Genomic DNA, 22,944 nt, shown 5'->3' on the forward strand with positions numbered 1-22,944 from the left:
GGCGTCGAGGCTAGGAGGTGGCCGTGCGCCTGCCGCCGCGAGTGGCCGTCCGGCACGCCGGAAGACACCCGCTCGGCCGAGGCGCGGGCGAGGGCACGGGAGCGTCCGCGGCCGCCGGGCGGGCTTTCGCCCGGGGTGTTCCGGTTGCGGGCTGTGGTGTGTGCCCGTGGCCTGGTGGGGGAACTTGAGTCGCCCGGGCGGCTCAGGCGAGACCCGGGTGAGAGGAGCCGAGGTGACAGAGTCGGCGTCAGCCACGGGCGGCCGGGACCAGGGCGCCCGGGAGGGCGGGTACGAGCCGGATCCGCGCAGGTGGCAGGCCCTGTGGGTGACCCTGGTGGCCGGCTTCATGAGCCTGCTGGACGTGACGATCGTGGCGGTGGCCCTGCCCACCGTCCAGCGCGACCTGCACGCCTCCCCCGCCCAGGTGCAGTGGGTGGTGTCCGGTTACGCCCTCACCTTCGCCCTCGCCCTCGTCACCGCCGGGCGGCTCGGCGACGCCCTGGACCGGCGCCGCATATTCCTGCTGGCCCTCAGCGGCTTCGTGATCTTCAGCGCGGCCTGCGGAGTGGCCCCCGACATCACCTGGCTGGTGGTGGCCCGCCTCGCCCAGGGTCTGGCGGCCGGCTTCATGGCTCCCCAGAACTCCGCCCTCATCCAGCAGATGTTCCGCGGTGCCGAACGCGGCCGCGCCTTCGGGTTCTTCGGCGCCACCGTCGGCATCTCGTCCGCCGCCGGCCCGATCACCGGCGGTGCCGTCCTCGCCCTGGCCTCCGGCGCCCAGGGCTGGCGGTGGATCTTCTACGTCAACGTGCCCATCGGCGTCCTGGCCGTCCTCCTGGGCCGCCGTCTGCTGCCGCACACCCGGCGGTCGGGCCGGGGGCGGGGACACGTGGACGTGCCCGGAGTACTGCTCCTCGGCCTCGGGGTCCTCGCGGTGATGTACCCGCTGGTCCAGGCGGACTCGGGCGGACTCGGCCGGCTGTGGTGGCTGTTCCCGGTCGGGGCCGCGGTGCTCGCCGTGTTCGTCCAGTGGCAGCGCCGCCTCGTCGCCCGGGGCGGTCAGCCGTTGCTGGACCCGCGCCTGTTCAGCTCCGTGCGCGGCTACGCGGTCGGCGCGGGCGTCGGAGCGCTGTACTTCATCGGCTTCAGCGGCGTCTGGCTGGTCTTCGCGCTCTTCTACCAGCACGGTCTCGGCTTCTCCCCGCTCCGGTCCGGCCTCGCCGTGACCGCCTTCGCCCTGGGCTCGGCGGGTGCGGCCGTGATCTCCGGGCGGCTGGTCGAACGCTTCGGCCGCCTGCTCACCGTGTGCGGGCTGGCGGGTGTGATCGTCGGCCTGGGCGGCACCGCGCTGCTGCTCCGCTTCGCGCCCCTCGGCACCGCCCCCTGGCTGGCCGCCCCGGCCCTGTTCCTCGGGGGCATCGGCGGCGGCTTCGTGGTCGCCCCCAACATCACCCTGACCCTGCGGGACGTGCCCGTGCGCATGGCGGGCGCGGCGGGGGGCGCCCTGCAGACCGGCCAGCGGCTCGGCGCCGCGGTGGGCACCGCCGCCCTGCCCGGCCTGTTCTACCTGGTGCTCGGCCGCAGCGGCGACTACCGCGGCGCCCTCGTCGCCGCGCTGAGCGCCGCGCTGGTGGGCATGTCGGCGGCGCTGGCTCTCGCGACGTTCGACTGGCGGCGCGACCTGCGCAAGCACCGTCCGTGCCGCAAGTGCCCGGACGAGGTCGCCAACAACCCCGTGCACGCCCGGCAGACCTGACCCCCGCGGGTACCCGAAGTGCGGCTCGGTCGGCCGTCCCCCACACTTGTCGCATCGGCGACGTCACTCTGGGATTGACTTAGATCACCCTCCGTGACACCAAGGGCCGGGCACGCCTGGTGCGGCGTGGGCCCGCCGCCGACACAACCTGATCCCGGCGGCCGCGCTCACCGCGCGGCGTCTTCCGGGATGCCCACACACGGGACGGCTCACATGATCGACAGGCGGACCTTCGGCAAGGCGCTCGGCGCGGGCGCGATGGGGACGGCCGCATCGGTGGCCGCCGGACCCCGGCCTGCCGCCGCCTCGAAGGCAGCGGCACCGCCCGCCGGCGAGGCGGGGTCCGCGGGACGGACTTCGTTCGCCTCGGTGAAGCAGGTCAGGGCCGGCGAACTGGACGTGGGCTACGCGGAGGACGGCCCGGCGACCGGCCGGCCCGTCGTCCTGCTGCACGGGTGGCCCTACGACATCCACAGCTACGTGGAGGTCGCGCCGCTGCTGGCCGCCGCGGGCTACCGGGTCATCGTCCCCTACCTGCGCGGGTACGGCACGACGACGTTCCGGTCGCCGAAGACCTTCCGCAACGCCCAGCAGGCGGTGTTCGCCCGGGACGTCATCGCCCTGCTGGACGCCCTGCACATCAGGCGGCCGGTGCTCGGCGGCTTCGACTGGGGCGCACGGACGGCCGACATCATCGCGGCACTGTGGCCCGAGCGCTGCAAGGCCCTGGTGTCGGTGTCCGGGTACCTGATCACCAACCGCGAGGAGAACGAGCGGCCGCTGCCTCCCGCCGCCGAGTGGGCGTGGTGGTACCAGTACTACTTCGCCACCGGGCGCGGGGAGCTGGGCCTGCGTGAGTACCGGCACGACTTCGCCAGGCTGATATGGCACAACGTCTCCCCCACCTGGCACTTCGACGAGGCCACCTTCGACCGGACCGCGAAGGCCTTCGACAACCCGGACTACGTCGGCATCGTGATCCACAACTACCGCTGGCGGCTGGGCCTCGCAGCGGGCGACCCGCGCTACGACGGCGTGGAGGCCAGGCTCGCCGCGGGCCCGCGCATCGCCGTGCCCACGGTCACCCTCGACGGCGCGCTGGACCCCTTCATCCCGGCGGGCGGCGGGGCCGCCTACCGCGCCAAGTTCACGGGGCCCTACGCGCACCGCACACTCGCCGGCATCGGGCACAACGTGCCCCAGGAGGCTCCGGCCGCGTTCGCGCAGGCGGTCCGGGACGCCGACCGCTTGTGACGTCGGCGTCGCGAGGGAGTCGTATCGGCCGCCTCGGAATGCGGCTCGCCGTCCCTGCGGATTCGACTTCGTCACATTCCGGCCATCCCGCGAAATGGCTTCACGGGCGGGCTTCCATAAGGCCTTCTTGAACCTTCCTCAACAAGCGGTTATAGAGGGCCGGTTGGTGTGATCACCGTCTCCGCCGCGGACGGAACCGAAGTCCCCGGGAATGCGTCCACAGGCATTCAAGCCCCTTTCATGAATGGCCTGTTGGCGCAAGCCCGTCCCGAATGGTGAGATACGCTTGTCCTACGGACGCCCCGCTCGTCACGGGCGTGCCGCTTCTTCACATCCCTCGCGACACGGTGCACGTCAGTGGACCGGTTTCGTCGCGCCCGCCGGTCTTTTCCCGCGCCGGCGGCCCACGCCTTCGAGCAGGAATTGATGCCCGTTCAATCACTTGCGGAGCTCGTACGTTTCGCCCGCCAGAACTCGCCCTTCTACCGTGAGCTCTACTCTCGGCTCCCCGATCGAGTGGCTCATGTCACGGATCTCCCGGTGCTGCCCCAGGCCGATTTCTGGCGGGCCAATTCGCCCCGGGACAACCGGCTGCTGACCGCTCCGCTGGAGGAGGCGGTCGTGTTCCGCAGCGGCGGAACCACGGGGTCGCCGAAGTTCTCCTACTACACCCGCACGGAATGGCGGGAGTTCACCGCCGCGTTCGGCGCGGGGCTGGTCCCCGCCGGGCTGCGGCCGGGTCACCGAGTGGCGGACCTCTTCTACGCGGGCGACCTGTACGCGAGTTTCACCTTCGTCCTCGACTCGCTGCACCGTTCCCCCGTGTCCAACGTCCGCCTGCCCATCGGCGGCGCGACGCCCTGGGAGTCCACCGCGGCGACCCTGGAGGAGTTCGGGGTCCAGGTCGTCGCCGGCACGCCGACCACCCTGTGCTCGCTCGCCGAACGCCTCACCCGCGCCGACCGGACGCTGCCGGACGTGGAGCTGCTGTTCTTCGGCGGGGAATGCCTCTTCGGTGACCAACTCCCGTTGCTCAGGGCCGCGTTCCCGAACGCCGAGCCGCGCTCCCTGGGATATGCGAGCGTGGACGCCGGGCTCCTCGGGCAGGCGGTGCCCGGCGGCGACCCGCGCGTGCACCGCGCGTTCACCCCGGACACGCTGGTCGAGATCCTCCACGACGAGGCCGACCTACCCGTCGACGGCGAGGGCGTGCCGGGGCGGCTGGTCGTCACCAGCCTGAACAGGCGGCTCATGCCGGTGCTGCGCTATCCGGCGGGCGACCGGGCCGAGTGGGTGGACCGGGACGCGGGTGTCTTCCGCATCCTCGGCCGCGCCGAGGAGGGCGTGCGGGTCGGCCCCGTCTCCCTGCACACCGAGGACGTGCACGACGTCGTCACGGCCGCCGACACGTCCGGCGAGGTGACCGGTGTGCAGCTGGTGGTGCGCCGCCGGGACGGCCGGGACGGTCTGGTGCTGCGCCTCGCGGTCGCCGAACCGGACGCCGGGCACACCGAGTTGGGCGCGTCCGTCGTGTCGGCGGTGCTGGCCCAGCGTCCGTTCTACGCCGACGCGAGCGCCGCCGGGCATGTGAACCCGCTCACCGTCGAATGGGTGCGGCACCGCGAGCTCGCGGTCAACTCCCGTTCCGGCAAGCTCGTACGGGTCCTCGACGAACGGCCGCACTCATGAGCGCGGCGCCCGCGCGGCGTCCGCCGCTCGTCCTGCGCAACCCGTCCTTCGGCCGGGTCTGGGCCGGCCAGCTCCTCACCCAGGCGGCCGGCCGCATGTTCCAGGTCGGCGCGGTCTGGTGGCTCGTCGGGTACGCGGGCGGTCAGCACCGCGGCCTCGACTCCGGGCTGTTCCTCATGGTGAGCACCCTGCCCGCGGTGGCACTCGCGCCGGTGGTCGCCCGGATCGTCGCCCGGTACCCGCACCGCACGGTGCTCGCGGGCGCGGCGGCCGTGGCGGGCGCGGTGGCCGTCGTCGCCGCCGTCCTGGCGTACGGCGACTCCCTGCCCGTGGCCGCCGCCTACGCCGTGGGACTGGCGCTGGCCGGCTGCCAGGCGGTGTTCGATCCGTGCCTGACCACCTCGGTGCCGGAACTCGTCGAGGACGCCGACATCGAGGCGGCCACCGGATTCGAGCTGTCCACCCAGTCCGTCGCCGGGCTGTGCGGCGGGCTGCTCGGCCCGCTCGTCGTCGACGCGGGCTCACTGGCCGCCGTCGTCGCCGCGTGCGGCGCCGCGTACCTGCTCGCGGCCCTGCTGATCGCCTCCACCCCCTTCCCGCGCGCCGAGGCCGCGGAGGCACCGGAGGACGGCCCGGCCCCCGGGCGGCGCACGCTGCGCCAGGTCCTGGCCGGTCTGCCGTTCATCCGCCGGGTCCTGGTCTGCTTCGCCGCCGCCAACGTCTTCACCACCGCCGTCTACGTCGTGATGCCGCTGTACACCCGGGAGGTGCTGCACGCGACCGGTTCGACCGTCGCCTCCCTGGAGGCGGCCCTGGGAGCGGGCACCCTGGTCGGGTCGTTCACCGGCGGGCGGCTGCCCGGCCGCCCGGTCACCGTCGGCAGCGCCTGCCTGGCCCTGATGGCCGCGTGCCTGGGCCTTCCGGGGCTGTTCGCCGGACACGCGGCGGCACTCGCCTCGATGGCCGTCGCCGGCTGGTGCGTCGGCGTGATCGGCGTACGGTTCGTGGCGCTGTTCCAGCGACTGGTGCCCGCCGAGGACAAGCCGGGCTTCTTCGCCGTCATGCAGGCGCTGCTGGGTGCGACGTTCCCGGTGTCCTCGCTCGTGTTCGGCGCGCTGGGCGACCACCTGACGGCCCGGACGCTGTGCCTGGCCCAGGGCGCGGGTCTCGTGCCGGTGGCGCTGGCTCTGTGGTGGCTGGGCAACCGCGCGGACACCACCGCGCGGCGGACGTCCGACGCGGCGGCGCCGGTACCGGCGGGAGACGCGTCGTGAACGTCGTCCTCTCCCCCGCCCGCGTCCAGGACATCGCGGAACTGCGGCAGTTGTACTTCGAGGTGTACGGCCACGGCTATCCGGTGCCGCTCGGCAGCGACCCCGTGGTCATGCGCCGGCTGATCAGCGACGGCACCGCGCACTGGCTCACGGCCCGCGCCTCCGGCGCCGCCCTGGTCGGCTCCGCCGTCGTCCTCACCGAGCCGGGCAGCCGCATCGGCAAGCTGGTGGGCCTCGCGGTGCACCCGGGCCACCGCGGCGGCGGGCTGGCCTCCCGGCTGACCGGGGCGGTCTGCGACGAGGCGTTCGCCACCGGGCGTCTCGACTCGGTCTACGCCACCGTCCGCGTCGTCACCGCGGGCCCTCAGCAGGTCGTCGTGCGCAACGGATTCAGGCCGCTCGGCCTGCTGCCGAACGCCGTCGAGGTCGAGGGGTGCGAGACGCTCGCGCTGTTCGCCCGCTACGCCGACGGCGTGCTGGAGCACCGGGAGCCCGTGCCGGGCGTCCCGGAGCGGCTGTCGGCGCTGCTGTCCGCCGCCTCCGGCGGCGTGGGCATCGACTACGGCGGCACACGGGACATCCCCTCCCGCGACCCGGTGCGCACGGCCGCGGGCGCCGAGCCGATCGAACTGATCGCGGCCCCCGGCTTCGTGCGCCGCCGCTTCCTGGAACTCTTCCCGGAGGCCGACGACCGCTTCTTCCCGCTGCACACGCCCAACGCGGTCCTGGTCGCCGCCGACGGCAGCTTCGAGGCGTACGCCGACCTCGACCCCGTCGCGGGCAGCTGCGCCCTGCTCGCCGTCCATCCCCGCCCGTCCGCGGTCGCCGGCGCCCTGGAGGGGCTGATGGCCACGGTCAACCGGGCGGGCGCCGACTACGCCGAGGCGCTGCTGCCGCTGGCCGACACGCAGGCCCTGGAGGTGTTCCTCGCCTCGGGGTTCGTACCGAGCGCGGTCTACCCGGCGATGCGCCGCATCCGGGACCGCCTCCACGACTACGTGGTGCTGTCGCGCACCAGCCGCCAGATCGACTTCCGCACGACCGCGGTCAGCCCGCTGCTCCAGCCGTACCTCGGTGCCTACCTGAGCGCCTGGACCACCACCTATCTGCCCCTTCACGAGGTGTCCCGATGAAACCCCATCTCGCTCCCGTCGAGGTCCCCGACCCGGCGGCGCTCGGCGCCGTGCAGCGGCTGTGCGATCTGGAGGAGCCGTACGCCTGCGGCCCCGCCGCCGACGAGCTGTTCGCCGCCGCCATGGCGGAGACCAACGCCTGGCACTCCCGTCGCGCCCCCTTCTTCGCCGACCTGCTGGACGATCCGGCCGAGACTCCCGCGCCCACCGTCGGCGAGGGAGTGCGCAGCCCGCTGGTGCCCGCCGCCTTCTTCAAGCGCCACGAGGTGCTGTCGATCCCGCGCGACGAGGTGTTCCTGCACCTGACCTCGTCGGGGACCACGGGCCAGAAGTCGCAGATGTTCTTCGACGAGTGGACGATCCGGTCGGCTCAGCGCATGGTGGCGCGGATCTTCGACCACTACGGCTGGATCACCCCCGAACAGCCGGTGAACTACCTGCTGTACAGCTACGAGCCGGCCCCCTCGCTGAAGCTGGGCACCTCGTTCACCGACAACTACCTGTGCGACTTCGCGCCGGCCCGGCACACCACGCACGCGCTGCGGCACACCGGCACGGGCCACGAGTTCGACGTGAACGGCTGCATCGCCGCGCTCCACCGGTACGCCGAGGACGACGTGCCGGTGCGCATCCTGGGCTTCCCCGCGTTCCTGTACTTCACCCTGGAGCGGATGCGGGCGATGGGCCTGCCGCCGCTGCGGCTGCCCGAGGGTTCGCTGGTGGTGCTCGGCGGCGGCTGGAAGGGCCACGCGGACCGGCAGATCGGCAAGGACGCGTTCTACGCCGAGGTCACCGAGCGTCTCGGCATCCCCGGGGACCGCGTCCGCGACACCTTCGGGTCCGTCGAGCACTGCGTGCCGTACATCGAGTGCGCCGAACACCGGCTGCACGTGCCCGTGTGGTCGCGAGCGGCCGTACGGGACACCGGGACGCTGCGCCCCCTGCCGTACGGGGAACGCGGCTTCCTGCACCTGGTCAGCCCCTACATCACCTCGGTGCCCGCGCAGAGCGTGGTGATGGGCGACCTCGCGTCGCTGCACCCGGGCGGGGAGTGCCCGTGCCCGCTGTCCACCGACTGGTTCACCGTGCACGGCCGTGCCGGGGTGAGCCGCAACCGCAGCTGCGCGGTCGCCGCCGCCGAACTGATGAAGGGAATGTCGTGACCACCTCCGTACTCCACCTCTGGCAGGGCGAGTTCGTCGACGACGCCGAGGCGGGCCGGCGGCTCGCCGGGCTGCCGGAGTCGGCCGCGCGGGTCCTGACGCGTCCCCTGCCCACCGACGTGGTGCTCGGCGCCTGTGCCGCCGTAGCCCGTGACCTGGCCGATCCCGCCTCCGCCCTCCACAGCCGCCTGGCCGGGCACCTGCCCGCGGGCGAGGGCGCGGCCGTGCTGGAGGAGCTGGCCGCCGCGCTCACCCGGGAGGCGTTGGAACACAAGCTGCGAAGGGAACTCGGCGGCCCCCGGCCCGAGCGGCTGACCCGGCCGGACGCCCGCGAGACGGTCTACGAGGCCTGGGCACCCGTCGGCCTGCTGGTGCACATCGCACCCGGAAACGCCGCGGCCGTGGCGCCCCTGAGCGTCGTGGAGGGGCTGCTGGCCGGCAACCTGAACGTGCTGAAGACCAGCAGCTCCGACTCGGCCCTCGCCCTCGACCTGCTCGCCGCCCTCGGCGCGGCCGACCCCTCGGGGATGATCGCCGAACGCGTCGTCGCCCTGCGCTTCTCGTCCTCGCGCCGCGAGTGGCTCGAGGCGCTGTGCGGACAGGCCGACGCGATCGCCGTGTGGGGCGGCGAGGACGCGGTGCGCGCGGCGGGCGAACTGGCCCCGGCCGGCTGCCGGGTGGTCGAATGGGGTCACCGGATCTCCTTCGCCTACCTGACCCGGCGGGCCGCGTCCGAGGACGCCGTGCTCGACGCGCTCGCCGAGGACGTGTGCCGCTTCGAGCAACAGGCCTGCTCAAGCCCGCAGGTCGTGTACCTCGACACCGAGGACACAGAGGAACTGTTCGCGTTCGGCGGGCGGTTCGCGGAGCGGCTGGCGAAGGCGTCCGACGCCCGGCCGGCGCCGGTGGCCGGTCAGGCCGAGCAGGCGGAGATCACCACCGTGCAGCAGCTCGCCCGGCTCGAACAACACCTGGGTCTCACGCGCGTGTTCGCCGCCGAGGACGGTTCCTGGCGGGTCCTCGCCGACACCCGCTCCGCGCTCGACGCCTCCCCGCTGCACCGCAGCGTGTGGCTCAAGCCGCTGCCCCGGCACGCCGTGACCGCGACCCTGCGTCCCATGCGCCGCTACCTGCAGACCGCGGCGGTCGGCGGCGACCGCGCGGAGGTGGCCGAGCTGTCCCGTGCGCTGTTCGCCGCGGGCGTCACCCGGGTCACCCCGGTCGGTTCCATGCTGGACGGCTACGAGGGCGAACCGCACGACGGTGTCTACGCGTTGCAGCGCTACAGCCGCAGGGTGAGCGTGCGTGCGGCGGACGCCGACTTCCGTACGGTCGCCTGTCTGGACGACCTGGTGGCGCCCCCGGTGCTGCCTCCCGCGCCCGACGCCCCGCTGCTGGGCAAGGAGGGCGTGCAGCGCGCCCTCGCCACCCTGGATCCCCGCCACGCGCACCTGTACTTCCGCAGCGGCGGATCCACCGGCGCCCCCGCGCTCTCGGTGTTCACCTGCGACGACTACGACAACCAGATGCGGGCCGCGGCGGACGGGCTGCTCGCCGCCGGCTTCGACCCGGCCCGTGACCGGGCGGCCAACCTGTTCTACTGCGGCGGGATGTACGGCAGCTTCATCAGCTTCTTCTCCATCCTGGAGCGGCTGAACGCCACCCAGCTGCCGATGGCCGCGGGCCCCGACCACGCGGCGGTCGCCGAGGCGCTGGTCGCCCACCGGGCGGACACCCTGTTCGGCATGCCGTCCTACCTGTGGCAGTTGCTGCACGCCGAGGCCGGCCGGCTGCGTGCCTACGGGGGCATCCGGAAGGTGTTCTACGGCGGCGAGCACTTCACGGCCGAGCAACGCCGCGTTCTCACCGACGAGTTCGGGGTGCAGGTGATCCGCTCCGCGGCGTACGGCAGCACCGATCTGGGGCCGCTGGGCTACCAGTGCGCGTCCTCCGACGGCTCGGTCCACCACCTGCTGACCGACCTGCACTCACTGGAGATCCTGGACCCGAGCGAGGACCGGCCGGTGGCGCCGGGCGAGCCGGGACGGCTCGTGTTCACCTCCCGGGCGCGGGCCGGCCAGCGGCTGGAGCGCTACGAGATAGGTGACCTGGGGCGGGCGGTGGAGGGCCCGTGCGCGTGCGGCAGCCACGTGCCCCGCCTGGAGCTGCTCGGGCGCTACGGCGACGTGGTCCGGGTGGGCACGTACTTCATCAACTACCGGCGCATCGTGCGGGCGGCCGAGAAGCGGCTCGCCTACCACGGCGAGGTGCAGATGGTGATCGAGTCCGGCGCCGACCGGGAGCGGCTGACCGTCCGTCTCGACGAGCAGTACGCCGCCGACCCCGAGGCCGCCCGCGCGGCACTCGCCGCCGAGGTGGCGGAGCTGGCCTCCGCCGAGGAGGAGGGGCTGCTGTCCGTCACCGTGCGGACCGTGCCGAGGGAGGCCTTCGAGCGCACCGCGACCAGCGGCAAACTGCGCACGGTCATCGACCTGCGTCACCGGCGCTAAGGCCGGGTACCGGGGGCGGTGGTGCAGCGCGTCGCCGCCCCCCGCATGATCTGCCGAACTTTTTCCGCACTTTCGGCATCACACCGCGATGAAGGCCGAACCGTGAGCCGACAACCAAGGGGAGAACGCACATCATGATCCAGCAGCAGCGGAGCCACACGCCTCAGCCCGCCAGGGACGCCCGTCCCGAGCGGCGCCGGCACCCCCGCCTCGTGGGCGCGGCACTCGCCGTGACCGCGGCGGCCGGGCTGGGCATGGCCGGCGTCGGCGTCGCGCAGGCCGCCGGGACCACGACACCGACGTGCACGGTCTCCCACCTGACCGCCTCGTTCGGCCAGGGACTGGCGGGCGGCATGAACCACCAGGGTGTGGTCCTCAAGCTCAAGAACACCGGCGCCCACACCTGCCTGCTGCGGGGCTACCCGGGCCTCGGTCTGGAGGACTCCGCCCACCGGGCGCTCCACTCCACCACCCACTGGGGCGACACCTGGTACGCCAAGAGCCCGGCCAAGTCCACGCTGACGCTCCGGACGGGCCAGAGCGTGGAGGCGGTCATATCCTGGACGCACGCCAACACCGGCACCCCGGACGCCGTCCACGCCTCGTACCTCGAGGTCACGCCTCCCGCGGCCACCAGCCACAAGACGCTCAAGTTCCCGCAGTGGGTCGACAACGGTGACCTCCGCGTCACCGCTCTGGCGTACCGGATCCACATCAACGACTGAGCGCGGGGCGGGCTCTTCCCCTCCGGGAGCGGCGGCGGGCGGGCAGGACTGAAAGGCTGTTCCTGCCCGCGCCCTTCGCCGGTCCGGCGCGCCGCGCCGCCACGCTCGACGGACCGTGGCGTCCACTCGCGCACGAAGGGAACGGCCCGCCCATGCACATCGACCTGACAGGACGCACCGCGCTGGTCACCGGCTCGACCCAGGGCATCGGCGCGGCCGTCGCCGTCGCCCTCGCCCGGGCCGGTGCCCGCGTGGGCGTCAACGGCCGCGACGAACAACGGGTCACCGACAGCGTCAAGTCGCTGTCCGGACAGGCGCCCGGCGCCGACCTGGTGCCGGTGGCCGCCGACGTCACCACCGAGGAGGGCGCGGCCCGGGTGGCGGAGGCACTGCCCCAGGTGGACATCCTGGTCAACAACCTGGGGATCTTCGGCACCGCCGACGCGTTGGAGATCAGCGACGAGGAGTGGCGGCGCTATTTCGAGGTGAACGTGCTCGCCGCCGTACGACTCACCCGGCAGTACCTGCCGGGCATGACCGGGCGCGGCTGGGGGCGCGTCCAGTACGTCGCCAGCGACTCGGCGGTCGCCATCCCGGCGGAGATGATCCACTACGGGATGTCGAAGACCGCGCTGCTCGCGGTGAGCCGCGGATTCGCCAAGAAGGCGGCGGGCACCGGCGTGACGGTTAACTCCGTGATCGCCGGGCCGACACACACCGGGGGCGTAGAGGACTTCGTGTACGAACTCGTGGACCGGGATCTGCCCTGGGACGAGGCGCAGCGCAGGTTCATGCGCGAGTACCGGCCGCAGTCGCTGCTGCAGCGGCTCATCGAGCCGGAGGAGATCGCCCACATGGTCGTCTACCTCGGCTCCGAGCAGGCGTCGGCGACGACCGGCGGGGCCCTTCGGGTCGACGGCGGGTACGTCGACGCGATCCTGCCCTGACCGCCCCCGCCTCGCCGTCCTCCCCCCCGTCACCCGCTCGGTCATCCCATGGGACGGCGACCAAGCCGGTCGTCCGCGCCCGGCAGAATGATAGTGGCGAGAAATGGGTACTAATGGGGTAAAAGGTGCAGCTGATGTTTCGGGCGGCGTCGGCGCTGCCCGCGGGCTCGCCCGTGGACATGGCGCGGGTGCCGGCCGGATGCAGGCTGCTTCCGGTTCTGCCTTCGTCCGAAGGGATTCCGGCCATGACTCATGAGACGAGTGGTCCTCTCCCCAAGCGGTCGGGTGCGGTGGATCCCAGGCCGTCCGGCTGGGGCGATCCGGCCCCGCTGGGTCTGGCGGGCTTCGCCATGACCACGGTGCTGTTGTCGATCATCAACACCAATCTCATCAAGGAACCCGCCGCGATCTTCCCGGTGCTGTCACTGGCCCTGTTCTACGGCGGGCTGGCCCAGTTCGCGGCCGGGCTGTTCGAGTTCCGCCGGGGCAACACCTTCGGGGCCACGGCGTTCGGGTCCTACGGTGCCTTCTGGCTGTCCTACTGGTGGCTGGTGCCGCGGCTGACGCTCGCGGGCCCCTCGCACAACGCGCTGGGCCTCTACCTGATCGTGTGGTGCATCTTCACCGCCTATATGGCCGTCGCCGCGCTGCGGGTCAGCATGGCCGTCCTGGCCGTGCTCGTCCTGCTGACGCTGACCTATCTCTTCCTGGCCATCGGCGCGTTCCAGACCGGTCTGCCGCCCCACCCCATGACCGAGGTCGGCGGCTGGTTCGGCATCGCCACGGGTCTCATGGCCTGGTACACGTCGGCGGCCACCGTCATCAACGACACGCACCGGCGTCCGCTGCTGCCGATCGGCTCGCGCCGCGACGAGGCGGTACGCCAGGAGGGGCAGCCGCATCCCTGATCCCGAGATCCCGACGGGTCCACGAGCCCCTCGCCGCCCCGGCCGGCGAGGGCGGCTCCCGGTCCACCGCGCGTGGGGTCCGCGGCTGCGCCTTAGGCCCGCGGCGTGGAGTGCGGTGTGGGGCGCGGTGTGGCGCGCGGCTACTTCAGGATGTTCACGGCCCGGGCGACCACGAGCACGACGGTCACCAGAGAAATGGACGACTGCAGCATCATCAGCATCTTCGACCACCGGGACAGGGGCATGACGTCGGTCGGGCTGAAGGCCGTGGCGTTGGTGAACGACAGGTACAGGTAGTCCAGGAAGGCCGGTTCCCAGTCCGGCGGCGCCAGCTCCGGGCTCTGCATCTGCACGAAGAGGAAGTCGGCGAACTGGTTCCGGCCCCGGACCCGGGACATCGGACCGCCCCGGTCCCACTCCCAGTACCACAGGGCGAACACGATGACGTTCGTCAGCCAGATGACACCGCCGGTCAGCAACAACGGCCCGGCGGCCTCACCGCCACGGCCCGTCACCAGCTCCAGTACGAGCCTGACCGCCGCCCAGCCGTTCGCCAGGCTGATCACACAGGTCAGGAACAGGCCCAGCATCCGCAGCCGCCGCGTCCCGGGCTCCACGCGCCGTGGGTTGGCGGCGATCAGACCGGCCAGCAGCGCCACTTCCAGCGCGGGCAGCGCCCAGACCGGACGCAGGAGGGTGAGCCGGTGCGGCAGTGTCAGCTGCAAGGCCACCGCCACCAGGATCACCGCGGTCACGGCCCACCGCGGCTCACCACTGGTCGCCCGCCGCCAGGCGGGAACCAGTTCCCGCCCGCCGCTCTCCAACAGCCGCTCGATCCTGGCCAGGCGGCTCGCGGCATCGTCCATGTCGTCGGTCATGACGAGAATTCTGCCTTCCGGTTCCTCCCCGGCCTGAGCCGGCCGGGACACCACGGCGACCGAGCGGCATAGCGCCCCTCCTAGGTGTCCCGCCGTCGAAGGACGGCGGGGCCGCCACGTACCACGCCGGTGGGACACGACGCGACTCGGACAAAGTCGTGGCATTCGGGGAGGGATGCTTCTGCCACGACCGCTTCCGGCCCTATGGTGAGCCGGCACTTGCCGCTGCCCCGAGGGGAACTGATGGTGCGTCGGATCAGGATCGTCCGCTGTGCAGCCGTCTGCGCGGCCGTGCTGCTGCTGGTCGGCGGGCCGGCCGTGACGGCGTCCGCCGATGACACGCCGGCCGGACCGAACCCGGTCGCCACCCGGCTCAACGCCTACTGGACCCCGGCCCGGATGCTGGCGGCCCTGCCCGCCGACACCGCCAAGGGCGCGGGGAGTTCGACCACGGTCTCGCCCTCGGTGGACGGACCCCGGCCCGGCGAGTACATCCCGCCCAGCAGAAGCTTCGACGGCATCCCGCAGGCCGGCACCTTCTTCTGGACGGACGCCAACGGCACCGGCCGTACCTGCAGCGGCTCCGTCGTCCGCAGCCCCGGTCACGACCTGGTCCTCAGCGCCGGTCACTGCCTGAAGGGCTACGCAGGCACCGCCCCGAAGCGCAACCTGGGCTTCGTCCCGCAGTACCACGACGGGGTCAAGCCCTACGGGGTCTTCCCCATCAAGGCCAACGGCGTCTACGTCCCCCAGCAGTACTACGACCTCGGCGAACACGCGGGAGCCGCGTACGACTTCGCCTTCGCCGTCACCGAGCCCGGCCAGAACGGGACACTGCTGCAGGACGCGGTCGGCGGAGTGGAGCTGCTCACCGGTACGGGGTACTACCACGCCCCGGTGCGGATGATCGGGTATCCCGCGGGAGCGGAGAAGCCGCTGGAGTGCTGGAGCTGGACCACCCGGTGGGCCAGTGACGACCCGGCCGACCCCGGCGTCTTCCCCCGCATCGCCTGCGACGCCTTCGTCGGCGGGACCAGCGGCGGCCCCATGCTGCTGCCCTGGCCCGGCGGCTGGGCGGTCATCGGGGTGATCGGCGGCTACCACACCGGTGGCAACACCCCCCAGGTCTCGTACAGCGCATACTTCGGCGCCGCCACCCGTGACCTGTACCGCGCCGCCGTCACCGACGCCCCGCCCGCGGGACCGAGCGGCACCGGGGGCTGACGGCAACGCCCGCACCATAGGGGGCAACTCCCCCGGCACGCATGAGGAGGAGAGACGTGAGGGTCGTCATCACGGGCGCGTCCGGTTTCCTGGGCGGCCGGCTGACCGGCGCACTGCTGCGCACACGAACGTTCGGCGACGCACCGATCACCCGCCTGGTGCTCGCCGACCGCGTCCCGCTGCCCGGTTCACCGATGGCAACGGACCCGCTCGTGGAGTTCGTGCACGGCGATCTGATCGACCGCCTCGACGACGTCTTCGCCGAGCCGCTCGACGTGCTGTTCCACCTCGCCGCCGCGGTGTCCGCCGAGTGCGAGGCCGATTTCGACCTCGGGATGCGCGCCAACGTGGACACCACCCGCGCGGTGCTCGAGTCGGCCCGGGCGCAGTCGGCCGCGGGCGGGCCGACGCCACGGGTGGTGTTCGCCAGCAGTCTCGCCGTGTACGGATTCGACGCGGCGCTGTCTCTGCCGGCCGTGGTCAGCGAGTCGACCCTGCCCATGCCGCGGTCGAGCTACGGAACACAGAAGCTCATCTGCGAGCGCCTGATCGCGGACTACACCCGCCGGGGCTTCCTCGACGGACGGGTGGCCCGCCTGGTGACCGTCGTGGTGCGGCCGGGCAGGCCGAACGCGGCCGCCTCCGGCTTCCTGTCGTCCCTCATGCGCGAGCCGCTCGCGGGACTTCCGGCCGTCTGCCCGGTGCGGCCCGGCCTGCGCGTCGCCCTGTCCTCACCGCGACGCACGGTCCGGGGCATCCTCCGCGTCGCGGAGGCCGAGCGCGGCGCCGGGCCGGGACGACTCCTGGGCCAGGTGCCGGTCAATCTTCCCGCGCTCACGGTCTCGGTCGCCGACATGCTCACCACGCTGCGCCAGGTGGCCGGTGAAGCGGTCGCCGAACTGGTGACGGTCAGGCCTGACCCTGCCATCGAGACCATCGTGTCCTCCTGGCCCGCCGCCGTCGACAACAGCCGCGCGGCCGCGCTCGGGCTGGATCCCGACCCGAGCTTCCTGTCGGTCGTGGAGGAGTACCTCGCCGAGCACCCCGAAGCGGTGTCGAAGGGATGAACACGGCGCGGCCCGCCCGGGAGTCGGCCCGGCCTCGGCTCGGCCCAGTCGCCCCCTAGGGATACCCTGAGCCGCGATTCCGGGGTCGGTCCCCGATGTGCGGAGTGCCGTATGGCCGTCACTCTTGGTGCATGACCACTGTTCATTCGCGCCGTAGTAGCAAGGCCACCGGGTTACGAGCGCTCGCCGCCTGCACCGTCGCCGCGCTCTGCGCCCTGACCGCCGCGTTACCCGCTGCCGCGGCCCCCACCGCCGACTCCGCCCCCTCGTCCGCCCGCCGTCTAGCGCTCCCCCTCCCCACCGGCCGGTACCGCGTCGGTGAGGTCGCGCTGCATCTGGTGGACCACTCGCGCCCCGACCCCTGGCAGCCCGGGCAGAAGGACCGCGAGCTGATGGTCAGCGTGTACTACCCGGCCACGCACACCGCCGGACGACCGCCCGCGCCCTACATGCTGCCGGCGGCGGCCCGGCACTTCGACGACGTCACCGTCAACAGCTACCTCGGAATGAACATCCCGGCCGGGCGGGCCGACTGGGCCGGCACGGCCACCCGCACGACGCGGGGCGCCGACGTCGCCACCGGCCGGGACCGGCGGCTGCCTGTGGTGTTCTACTCCCCTGGGCTGGGCGAACCCCGTACCTGGGGCACCACGCTGGTGGCCGACCTGGCCAGCCACGGCTGCGTCGTCGTGACCGTCGACAACACCTATGAGTCGCCGGAAGTCCAGTTCCCGAACGGATCGCTGGCCACCGTGGCACCGGCAGGCGACCCCGACTCGTTCATCAGGAAGGCACTGGCCGTGCGGGTCGCCGACACCCGCTTCGTCCTGGACGAGCTGGAGTCGCTGGACAGCGGTCACAACCCCGACGCGGACGGCCAGCCGCTTCCGCGGGGCCTGGCCGGCGCGCTGGACCTGTCGAAGGTGGGCATGTTCGGCCACTCCATGGGTGGCACCGCCGCGGCGCTCTCGATGGACGCCGACCACCGGATCACCGCCGGTATCGACATGGACGGCAATCTGCACAACTACGACGGCTCGCTCATGCCGGTCGCCCGGCACGGTCTCGACCGCCCGTTCCTGCTGATGGGCAAGGACGGCGAAACGGACACCGGCCCCGGCTGGCAGGCGTTCCGCGCCAACACCCCCGGCTGGAACCGTCAGCTCACGCTGGCGGGCTCGGAGCACGCATCGTTCACCGACGCGGAAGCGCTCGTGCCACAGCTGCACCTGAAACGGTCCGTCCGGACTGCCGACATCGGCACCATCGACCCGGCGACAGCGATACGTACCAACGAGGCCTATGTGGACGCGTACTTCGACCACTGGCTGCGTGGCCGCAGCGGGCGGCTGCTGGACGGACCGTCACCGAAGTACCCGTACATGGTGTTCGTGGACTGACCCCGCGCCGTGACGAACGACGCCGGTGGACGGGGGCCGGCACGGGGACCGGCCCGGCACCGGCTAGTCGGCGGAAGGTGCCTGGCGGGCCAGCTGGTCCTTGACCCAGGGGTCGAACACGGCCAGCTGGTGCTTGGCACCGGGTACGAACTGGGCCAGCTGGCCCGCGATCCAGGGATCGGAGGGCAGACGGAGGTTGTGGTGGCTGGGCAGGGCAGCGCTGGAGGCCGCCGTCGTGGCAGGAGTGGCCGTGTGTGCGGTGGGCTCCGTAGCGGCCGACGCGGCGCCGGCGGTGGCGAGGAGAGCGCCCGCGACCATGGTGGCGGACGCACCGATCGTACCCGCGTTCCGTATCAGCTTCTTCATGGCCTTCTCCTTTCTGCGCGGCTCGTGACGACCCCTGTGTGACCCGTGACGAGTCGGTCGTCCGATGACCGGTTGGGGCGTCTACCCCAGAGGTCACGCCTCACTCATCCGCATTCAACCGTCACCGCGCGAAGCCCACTGATGACGGCCCTGACCTGCGGTGATCCCGGCGAATAGGCCGCTACCGGAGCGGCGGATCCAGCCGGTCACCGGCGGTGACGGGCCGGACCGGTGATCGTCGCCCGGCGCCGCGTGCTCTGGCCGGTGATCGTCACCTGTGCAGCACCTGGCAGCGCGCTGCAGGCCGCAGGCCGCAGGCCGGAAATGATCAACGGCAGCGCTGCGGGCCGCGGGCCGGAGATGGTCATCCCGCAGTGCCGCGGGCCCAGGGTCGCCGGGACCGTCACCCGGTGGTGCCCCGGGCACGGGCGCGGAAGGCTGCCGGGGTCTCGCCGGTGCGGCGGCGGAAGAACCGGGTGAAGACCGTGGCGTCGGGGAAGCCGAGGCGGTCACCGACGGCCGCGGCGGACAGGTCGGTGTGCCACAGCAGCCGCCGGGACTCCAGGAGGACCCGGTCGTCGATGAAGGCCTTGGCTCCGCTGCCGACGGCCGAGCGGGTGGCCCGGGTGAGGGTGCGCACGCTGTAGCCGAGGGCGTGCGCGTAGTCCTCGACGCGGTGGGCCCGGGTGAAGTCGCGTTCGACGGCGCGCTGGAAGCGCCGGAACGCCTCGTTGCCGCTGCCTGCTCCGTCGCTCGTTCCCTGGGCGTGGGTCAGCCGCAGCACGAGGACCGACAGCAGGTGCCGTACGACGTCGATCCGGATCTCCAGCGGCAGGTCGGCCGGACGGAGGTACTCGCTGTGCAGCAGTCGGAGTGTGGCGTCCAGGGCGGCCGCGTCCGTGTCCGTCGGGGTCAGGGGCGAGCGCCAGACGGGCTGGTCGATCCGGGCGGCTTCCACCGTGGCGGGGGCGAGGAATCCGGGAGTGAACAGCACGAGGACGCCTTCGGCGGCGGCGAGGTCGGAATCGTACTGGTGGACCTGGCCGGGCCGCACCCAGAGCCAGTCGCCGGCCGTCAGCTCGTACGCGCTGAAGTCGAGGGAGCAGCGGAGCCTGCCGCCGCGCAGAGCGATCAGCTCGTGGAAGGCGGGGCGCTTGGCGGTGTACGGGTCGAGGCCGTGACCGTGGGCGCGGGCGGGCAGCGCCGAGAGGTCGAGCATCTCCGCGCCGGGCGGTGCGCCGACGGCCGCGCGGTAGGGGACCGGGGTGACCTCGATGCGCTCGGAGGGGCGTACGTGTCCGTTTCTGTCCATGGTCTGTCTTCAGGGTACGCCGCTGGCCTCGTCGGTCGCCCCTAGCGTCGAGAGGGCGGTGACCGAAAGGGTCGCCCGCCCTCGTACCGGACGAACCGAAGGGGCCCATTCCGTGCGACTGATCGTGGGCATGACCGGAGCGACGGGTGCCGTGTTCGGCGTCCGGCTGCTGGAGCATCTGGCCGAGCTGCCGGAGGTGGAGACGCATCTGGTGCTCAGCCGCTGGGCGCGGGCCACGATCGAGCTGGAGACCGGCCTCGCGGTCTCCGAGGTCGCGGCGCTGGCCGATGTGGCGTACACGCCGGAGGACCAGGGCGCGGCGATCTCGTCGGGCTCGTTCCGGACAGACGGCATGGTCGTCGTGCCCTGCTCGATGAAGACCCTCGCCGGTATCCGAGCCGGGTACGCCGACGGGCTGGTCGGGCGGGCCGCGGACGTGGTGCTCAAGGAGCGGCGCTGGCTGGTCCTGGTGCCCCGGGAGACGCCGCTGAGCGAGATCCACCTGGAGAACATGCTGGAACTCGCCCGCAAGGGGGTGCAGTTGGTGCCTCCGATGCCGGCCTTCTACAACCATCCTCGGTCGGTGGACGACATCGTCGACCACGTGGTGGCGCGCGTCCTCGACCAGTTCGACCTGCCCGCGCCCGCGGCCAGGCGGTGGGAGGGCATGCGGGCGGCCCGCGGCCTCCGGGCGACCGGCTGAGCCGCCCCGACTCCCCGCGCCCGCCTCGGCCTTCCCGGCCCGCCGCCGCTGCGCGGCTCACTGCCGTCACCCCTGCGATCCCCCTTGCGACCCTGTGATCCCCCTTCCGGAAGGACTCTCATGCCGTACGACGACCTGCGCGGTTTCCTCGAAGCGCTCGACAAGGAGGGGCAGCTCCTGCGCGTCACGGAGGAGGTGCTGCCGGAGCCGGACGTCGCTGCCGCCGCGAACGCCGCTCCGCGCCTCGGCGATGCGGCGCCCGCCCTGTTCTTCGACAACGTCAAGGGCTTCACGAACGCGCGCATCGCGATGAACGTCCACGGTTCGTGGGCCAACCACGCGCTGGCGCTCGGCCTGCCGAAGGAGACGGGGGCGAAGGAGCAGGTCGCGGAGTTCGTCCGCCGCTGGGATGCGTTCCCGGTCGAGCCCGAGTGGCGTGAAAACCCGCCGTGGGCGCAGAACACCCTGGAGGGCGACGACGCCGACGTGTTCCGCGTGCTGCCGCTGATCCGGCTCAACGACGGCGACGGGGGCTTCTACATCGACAAGGCCGCCGTGGTCTCGAAGGACCCGGACGACCCGGAGCACAGCGGCAAGCAGAACGTCGGCATCTACCGGATCGAGGTCAAGGGTCCGCGCAGGCTGGCGATCCAGCCCGTGCCGATGCACGACATCGCGCTGCATCTGCGTACGGCCGAGGAGCGGGGCGAGGACCTGCCCGTCGCCATCACCCTGGGGAACGACCCGGTGATCACGATCGCCGCGTCGACGCCGATGAAGTACGAGGAGAACGAGTACGGGCTGGCCGGTGCGCTGCGCGGGGCTCCCGCCCCGATCGCGAAGGCTCCGCTGACCGGGCTGCCCGTTCCGTGGGGCAGCGAGGTGGTCATCGAGGGCGTCATCGAGGGGCGCGAGCGCGAGATCGAGGGGCCGTTCGGCGAGTTCACCGGCCACTACTCGGGCGGCCGCAGCATGCCGGTGATCCGGGTGGACCGGATCTCGTACCGCACCGACCCTGTCTTCGAGCACCTCTACCTCGGGATGCCGTGGACGGAGTGCGACTACCTCATCGCCGCGAACACGTGTGTGCCGCTGTTCAAGCAGCTGAAGGCGGACTTCCCCGAGGTGCAGGCGGTCAACGCCTCGTACACGCACGGCCTGGTCGTGATCGTGTCGACGAAGAAGCGGTACGGCGGTTTCGCCAAGGCGGTGGGGCTCCGGGTGCTGACGACGCCGCACGGGCTCGGCTACGCCACCACGGTGATCGTCGTGGACGAGGACGTCGACCCGTTCAACCTGCCGCAGGTGATGTGGGCCTTGTCCACCAAGATGAACCCGGCCGGGGACCTGATCACCATCCCCAACCTGCCGGTCGTGGAACTCGCTCCGCAGGCGCGGACCCCGGGCATCGTCGACAAGCTCGTCATCGACGCGACGACGCCCGTCGCGCCCGACCGCCGCGGCACCTACGGCAACCAGGTCCGCGACCTGCCCGAGACGGCCGAGTGGCTCACCCGGCTGCAGGCGCTGGCCACCCGCCGCTGACCTTCCGCCCGCCCGAACTCCCGGCAAGGAGACCGACATGACCGATCCCACCACCACGATCTGCCCGCGCTGCGCGCACGCGGAGACGCGACACGTCCACGCCTCCCCCGTCCCCGGCGTCTGGGACGTGCTGCAGTGCACGCGGTGCCTGTACATGTGGCGCACCAGCGAGCCCGCGCGCCGCACCCGCCGGGCGGACTACCCCGAGGGCTTCCGGCTGTCCGTGGAGGACATGGCCAACGCGGGCGAGGTGCCGGCCGTTCCCCCGCTGCGCCGCGCGAACTGACGCACCCTCCGTGCCCGGTGGCCCGGGGGGGCGAAGGCCCGCCACCGTGGCCGGTCCTGGTCGCCGGGTTCTCGCAAGGGTCAATCCGGGCACGGCCGTTCCCGCCGCGTGCGGCGAGGCCGGGCCACCGCACGCGGCCCGGCCCGGCGTTGCGGTGGCCCTCGCACTTGCCGTTCCCGCAAGCCCGCGGCACCGTGAGGGTCAGCCGTGGCGGGGGGCGTGCGGTGGCGGCGGAGCGCCTCCGTTTGGGCGTAATCGCTCACGCGTCCGGTCGGCCCGCCGAACGCCGCTCCCCGCCCCGGTCACCGGCCGGCCGTACGGGTCTCCCACGCATGCCGGTCGCCCCTGACGCCCCACCTGTCCCGGGCAACTGTGGCCGGATCGGACATCTGACGGGCGTCACGAGCGCAACATACTCGGGGGCTGGACAGTCCTTCCCTCTCCCTACCTAACGGAGGCCGACCATGCCCCAGAGCAGTGTCCACGCGAGCGCGGTGCTCGAAGCCTGGCTGTCGGGTGCCGACAGCGCGGACGGTCAGCTGAACCCCGCCGGTCCGCTCTACGTCGGCGGCGCCGCCGCCGAGGCCGCGCTCACCGACCCCACCGACTCCCTGTACGGCTTCTGTTCCAGCCCGAGCGGGTCGCACGGCAGCTGGTGCTGCTGACGACGCACGGCTTCTCCGGCCGCTTCGCGGACTGAGGGGCGTATCCACGGGCGCGGGGAACGGGCGCCGTCCTGACGGGGCCGCGAGGGCGCCGCACGGCCGGTGGCCGCGTTCCCCGCGCTTGCCGGGCACCGTTCGG

The 22,944-nt window shown here is 72.6% G+C and carries 20 protein-coding genes; 17 read left to right on the forward strand and 3 right to left on the reverse strand.

Annotated elements, in window-relative coordinates; genetic code table 11:
- Positions 1 to 232: 232 nt before the first annotated feature.
- From ACZ7FF_RS18035 to ACZ7FF_RS18080, 10 genes are all read left to right on the forward strand, one after another.
- A complete protein-coding gene (locus tag ACZ7FF_RS18035; RefSeq protein ID WP_470813185.1) occupies positions 233 to 1,756 on the forward strand; it encodes an MFS transporter in 1,524 nt (507 codons plus the stop codon).
- A 213-nt stretch (positions 1,757 to 1,969) separates the two neighbouring features.
- On the forward strand, positions 1,970 to 3,010 hold the full coding sequence (locus tag ACZ7FF_RS18040) for an alpha/beta fold hydrolase (protein ID WP_470813186.1): 1,041 nt from the start codon (positions 1,970 to 1,972) through the stop codon (positions 3,008 to 3,010).
- Between the two features lie 426 nt (positions 3,011 to 3,436).
- A complete protein-coding gene (locus ACZ7FF_RS18045; RefSeq protein WP_470813187.1) occupies positions 3,437 to 4,699 on the forward strand; it encodes a phenylacetate--CoA ligase family protein in 1,263 nt (420 codons plus the stop codon).
- Entirely contained in the window at positions 4,696 to 5,973 is a 1,278-nt protein-coding gene (locus ACZ7FF_RS18050; RefSeq protein WP_470813188.1) for an MFS transporter, read from the forward strand. The genes ACZ7FF_RS18045 and ACZ7FF_RS18050 overlap by 4 nt, the downstream gene beginning before the upstream one ends.
- The gene (locus tag ACZ7FF_RS18055; protein WP_470813189.1) at positions 5,970 to 7,106 is read left to right on the forward strand and encodes a GNAT family N-acetyltransferase; all 1,137 of its coding nucleotides are present in this window, start codon (positions 5,970 to 5,972) and stop codon (positions 7,104 to 7,106) included. Before ACZ7FF_RS18050 ends, ACZ7FF_RS18055 begins: the two co-directional genes overlap by 4 nt.
- Positions 7,103 to 8,269, forward strand: a complete 1,167-nt coding sequence (locus ACZ7FF_RS18060) for a LuxE/PaaK family acyltransferase (RefSeq protein WP_470813190.1) — start codon at positions 7,103 to 7,105, stop codon at positions 8,267 to 8,269. Before ACZ7FF_RS18055 ends, ACZ7FF_RS18060 begins: the two co-directional genes overlap by 4 nt.
- Entirely contained in the window at positions 8,266 to 10,779 is a 2,514-nt protein-coding gene (locus tag ACZ7FF_RS18065; RefSeq protein WP_470813191.1) for an acyl-CoA reductase, read from the forward strand. The genes ACZ7FF_RS18060 and ACZ7FF_RS18065 overlap by 4 nt, the downstream gene beginning before the upstream one ends.
- A 134-nt stretch (positions 10,780 to 10,913) precedes the next feature.
- Entirely contained in the window at positions 10,914 to 11,504 is a 591-nt protein-coding gene (locus tag ACZ7FF_RS18070) for a DUF4232 domain-containing protein (RefSeq protein ID WP_470813192.1), read from the forward strand.
- A gap of 152 nt (positions 11,505 to 11,656) precedes the next feature.
- Positions 11,657 to 12,451 carry an SDR family NAD(P)-dependent oxidoreductase gene (locus tag ACZ7FF_RS18075; RefSeq protein ID WP_470813193.1) on the forward strand — a complete coding sequence of 265 codons (795 nt, stop codon included), beginning with the start codon at positions 11,657 to 11,659 and terminating at the stop codon, positions 12,449 to 12,451.
- Positions 12,452 to 12,696: 245 nt separating this feature from the next.
- On the forward strand, positions 12,697 to 13,359 hold the full coding sequence (locus ACZ7FF_RS18080) for an acetate uptake transporter (RefSeq protein WP_470813194.1): 663 nt from the start codon (positions 12,697 to 12,699) through the stop codon (positions 13,357 to 13,359).
- Between the two features lie 140 nt (positions 13,360 to 13,499).
- Here ACZ7FF_RS18080 and ACZ7FF_RS18085 read toward each other — a convergent pair whose 3' ends face one another.
- Positions 13,500 to 14,237 (reverse strand): hypothetical protein, encoded by a 738-nt coding sequence (locus tag ACZ7FF_RS18085; RefSeq protein WP_470813195.1) that lies wholly within the window; start codon positions 14,235 to 14,237, stop codon positions 13,500 to 13,502.
- Between the two features lie 243 nt (positions 14,238 to 14,480).
- Between ACZ7FF_RS18085 and ACZ7FF_RS18090 the strand changes: the two genes are divergently transcribed.
- From ACZ7FF_RS18090 to ACZ7FF_RS18100, 3 genes are all read left to right on the forward strand, one after another.
- Complete coding sequence (locus ACZ7FF_RS18090; RefSeq protein WP_470813196.1) at positions 14,481 to 15,461, forward strand: trypsin-like serine peptidase; 981 nt, start codon at positions 14,481 to 14,483, stop codon at positions 15,459 to 15,461.
- Positions 15,462 to 15,517: 56 nt separating this feature from the next.
- A complete protein-coding gene (gene denD / locus ACZ7FF_RS18095) occupies positions 15,518 to 16,528 on the forward strand; it encodes a D-erythronate dehydrogenase (protein WP_470813197.1) in 1,011 nt (336 codons plus the stop codon).
- A 131-nt stretch (positions 16,529 to 16,659) separates the two neighbouring features.
- The gene (locus ACZ7FF_RS18100) at positions 16,660 to 17,928 is read left to right on the forward strand and encodes an alpha/beta hydrolase family protein (protein ID WP_470813198.1); all 1,269 of its coding nucleotides are present in this window, start codon (positions 16,660 to 16,662) and stop codon (positions 17,926 to 17,928) included.
- A gap of 63 nt (positions 17,929 to 17,991) precedes the next feature.
- Here ACZ7FF_RS18100 and ACZ7FF_RS18105 read toward each other — a convergent pair whose 3' ends face one another.
- Positions 17,992 to 18,294: a hypothetical protein gene (locus ACZ7FF_RS18105; protein ID WP_470813199.1), complete on the reverse strand. Its 303-nt coding sequence runs from the start codon at positions 18,292 to 18,294 to the stop codon at positions 17,992 to 17,994.
- 403 nt (positions 18,295 to 18,697) lie between these two features.
- Positions 18,698 to 19,606, reverse strand: a complete 909-nt coding sequence (locus tag ACZ7FF_RS18110) for a helix-turn-helix domain-containing protein (RefSeq protein ID WP_470813200.1) — start codon at positions 19,604 to 19,606, stop codon at positions 18,698 to 18,700.
- A gap of 112 nt (positions 19,607 to 19,718) precedes the next feature.
- Between ACZ7FF_RS18110 and ACZ7FF_RS18115 the strand changes: the two genes are divergently transcribed.
- The 4 genes from ACZ7FF_RS18115 (at position 19,719) to ACZ7FF_RS18130 (ending at position 22,805) form a co-directional block, all read left to right on the forward strand.
- Positions 19,719 to 20,309: a non-oxidative hydroxyarylic acid decarboxylases subunit B gene (locus tag ACZ7FF_RS18115; RefSeq protein ID WP_470813201.1), complete on the forward strand. Its 591-nt coding sequence runs from the start codon at positions 19,719 to 19,721 to the stop codon at positions 20,307 to 20,309.
- Positions 20,310 to 20,429: 120 nt separating this feature from the next.
- Positions 20,430 to 21,854 carry a non-oxidative hydroxyarylic acid decarboxylases subunit C gene (locus ACZ7FF_RS18120; RefSeq protein ID WP_470813202.1) on the forward strand — a complete coding sequence of 475 codons (1,425 nt, stop codon included), beginning with the start codon at positions 20,430 to 20,432 and terminating at the stop codon, positions 21,852 to 21,854.
- A 37-nt stretch (positions 21,855 to 21,891) separates the two neighbouring features.
- Positions 21,892 to 22,140: a non-oxidative hydroxyarylic acid decarboxylases subunit D gene (locus ACZ7FF_RS18125; protein WP_470813203.1), complete on the forward strand. Its 249-nt coding sequence runs from the start codon at positions 21,892 to 21,894 to the stop codon at positions 22,138 to 22,140.
- A 464-nt stretch (positions 22,141 to 22,604) separates the two neighbouring features.
- Complete coding sequence (locus tag ACZ7FF_RS18130; RefSeq protein ID WP_452980564.1) at positions 22,605 to 22,805, forward strand: DUF6229 family protein; 201 nt, start codon at positions 22,605 to 22,607, stop codon at positions 22,803 to 22,805.
- Positions 22,806 to 22,944 lie beyond the last annotated feature (139 nt).

The organism is Streptomyces sp. NPDC037126 (genome assembly GCF_055605965.1).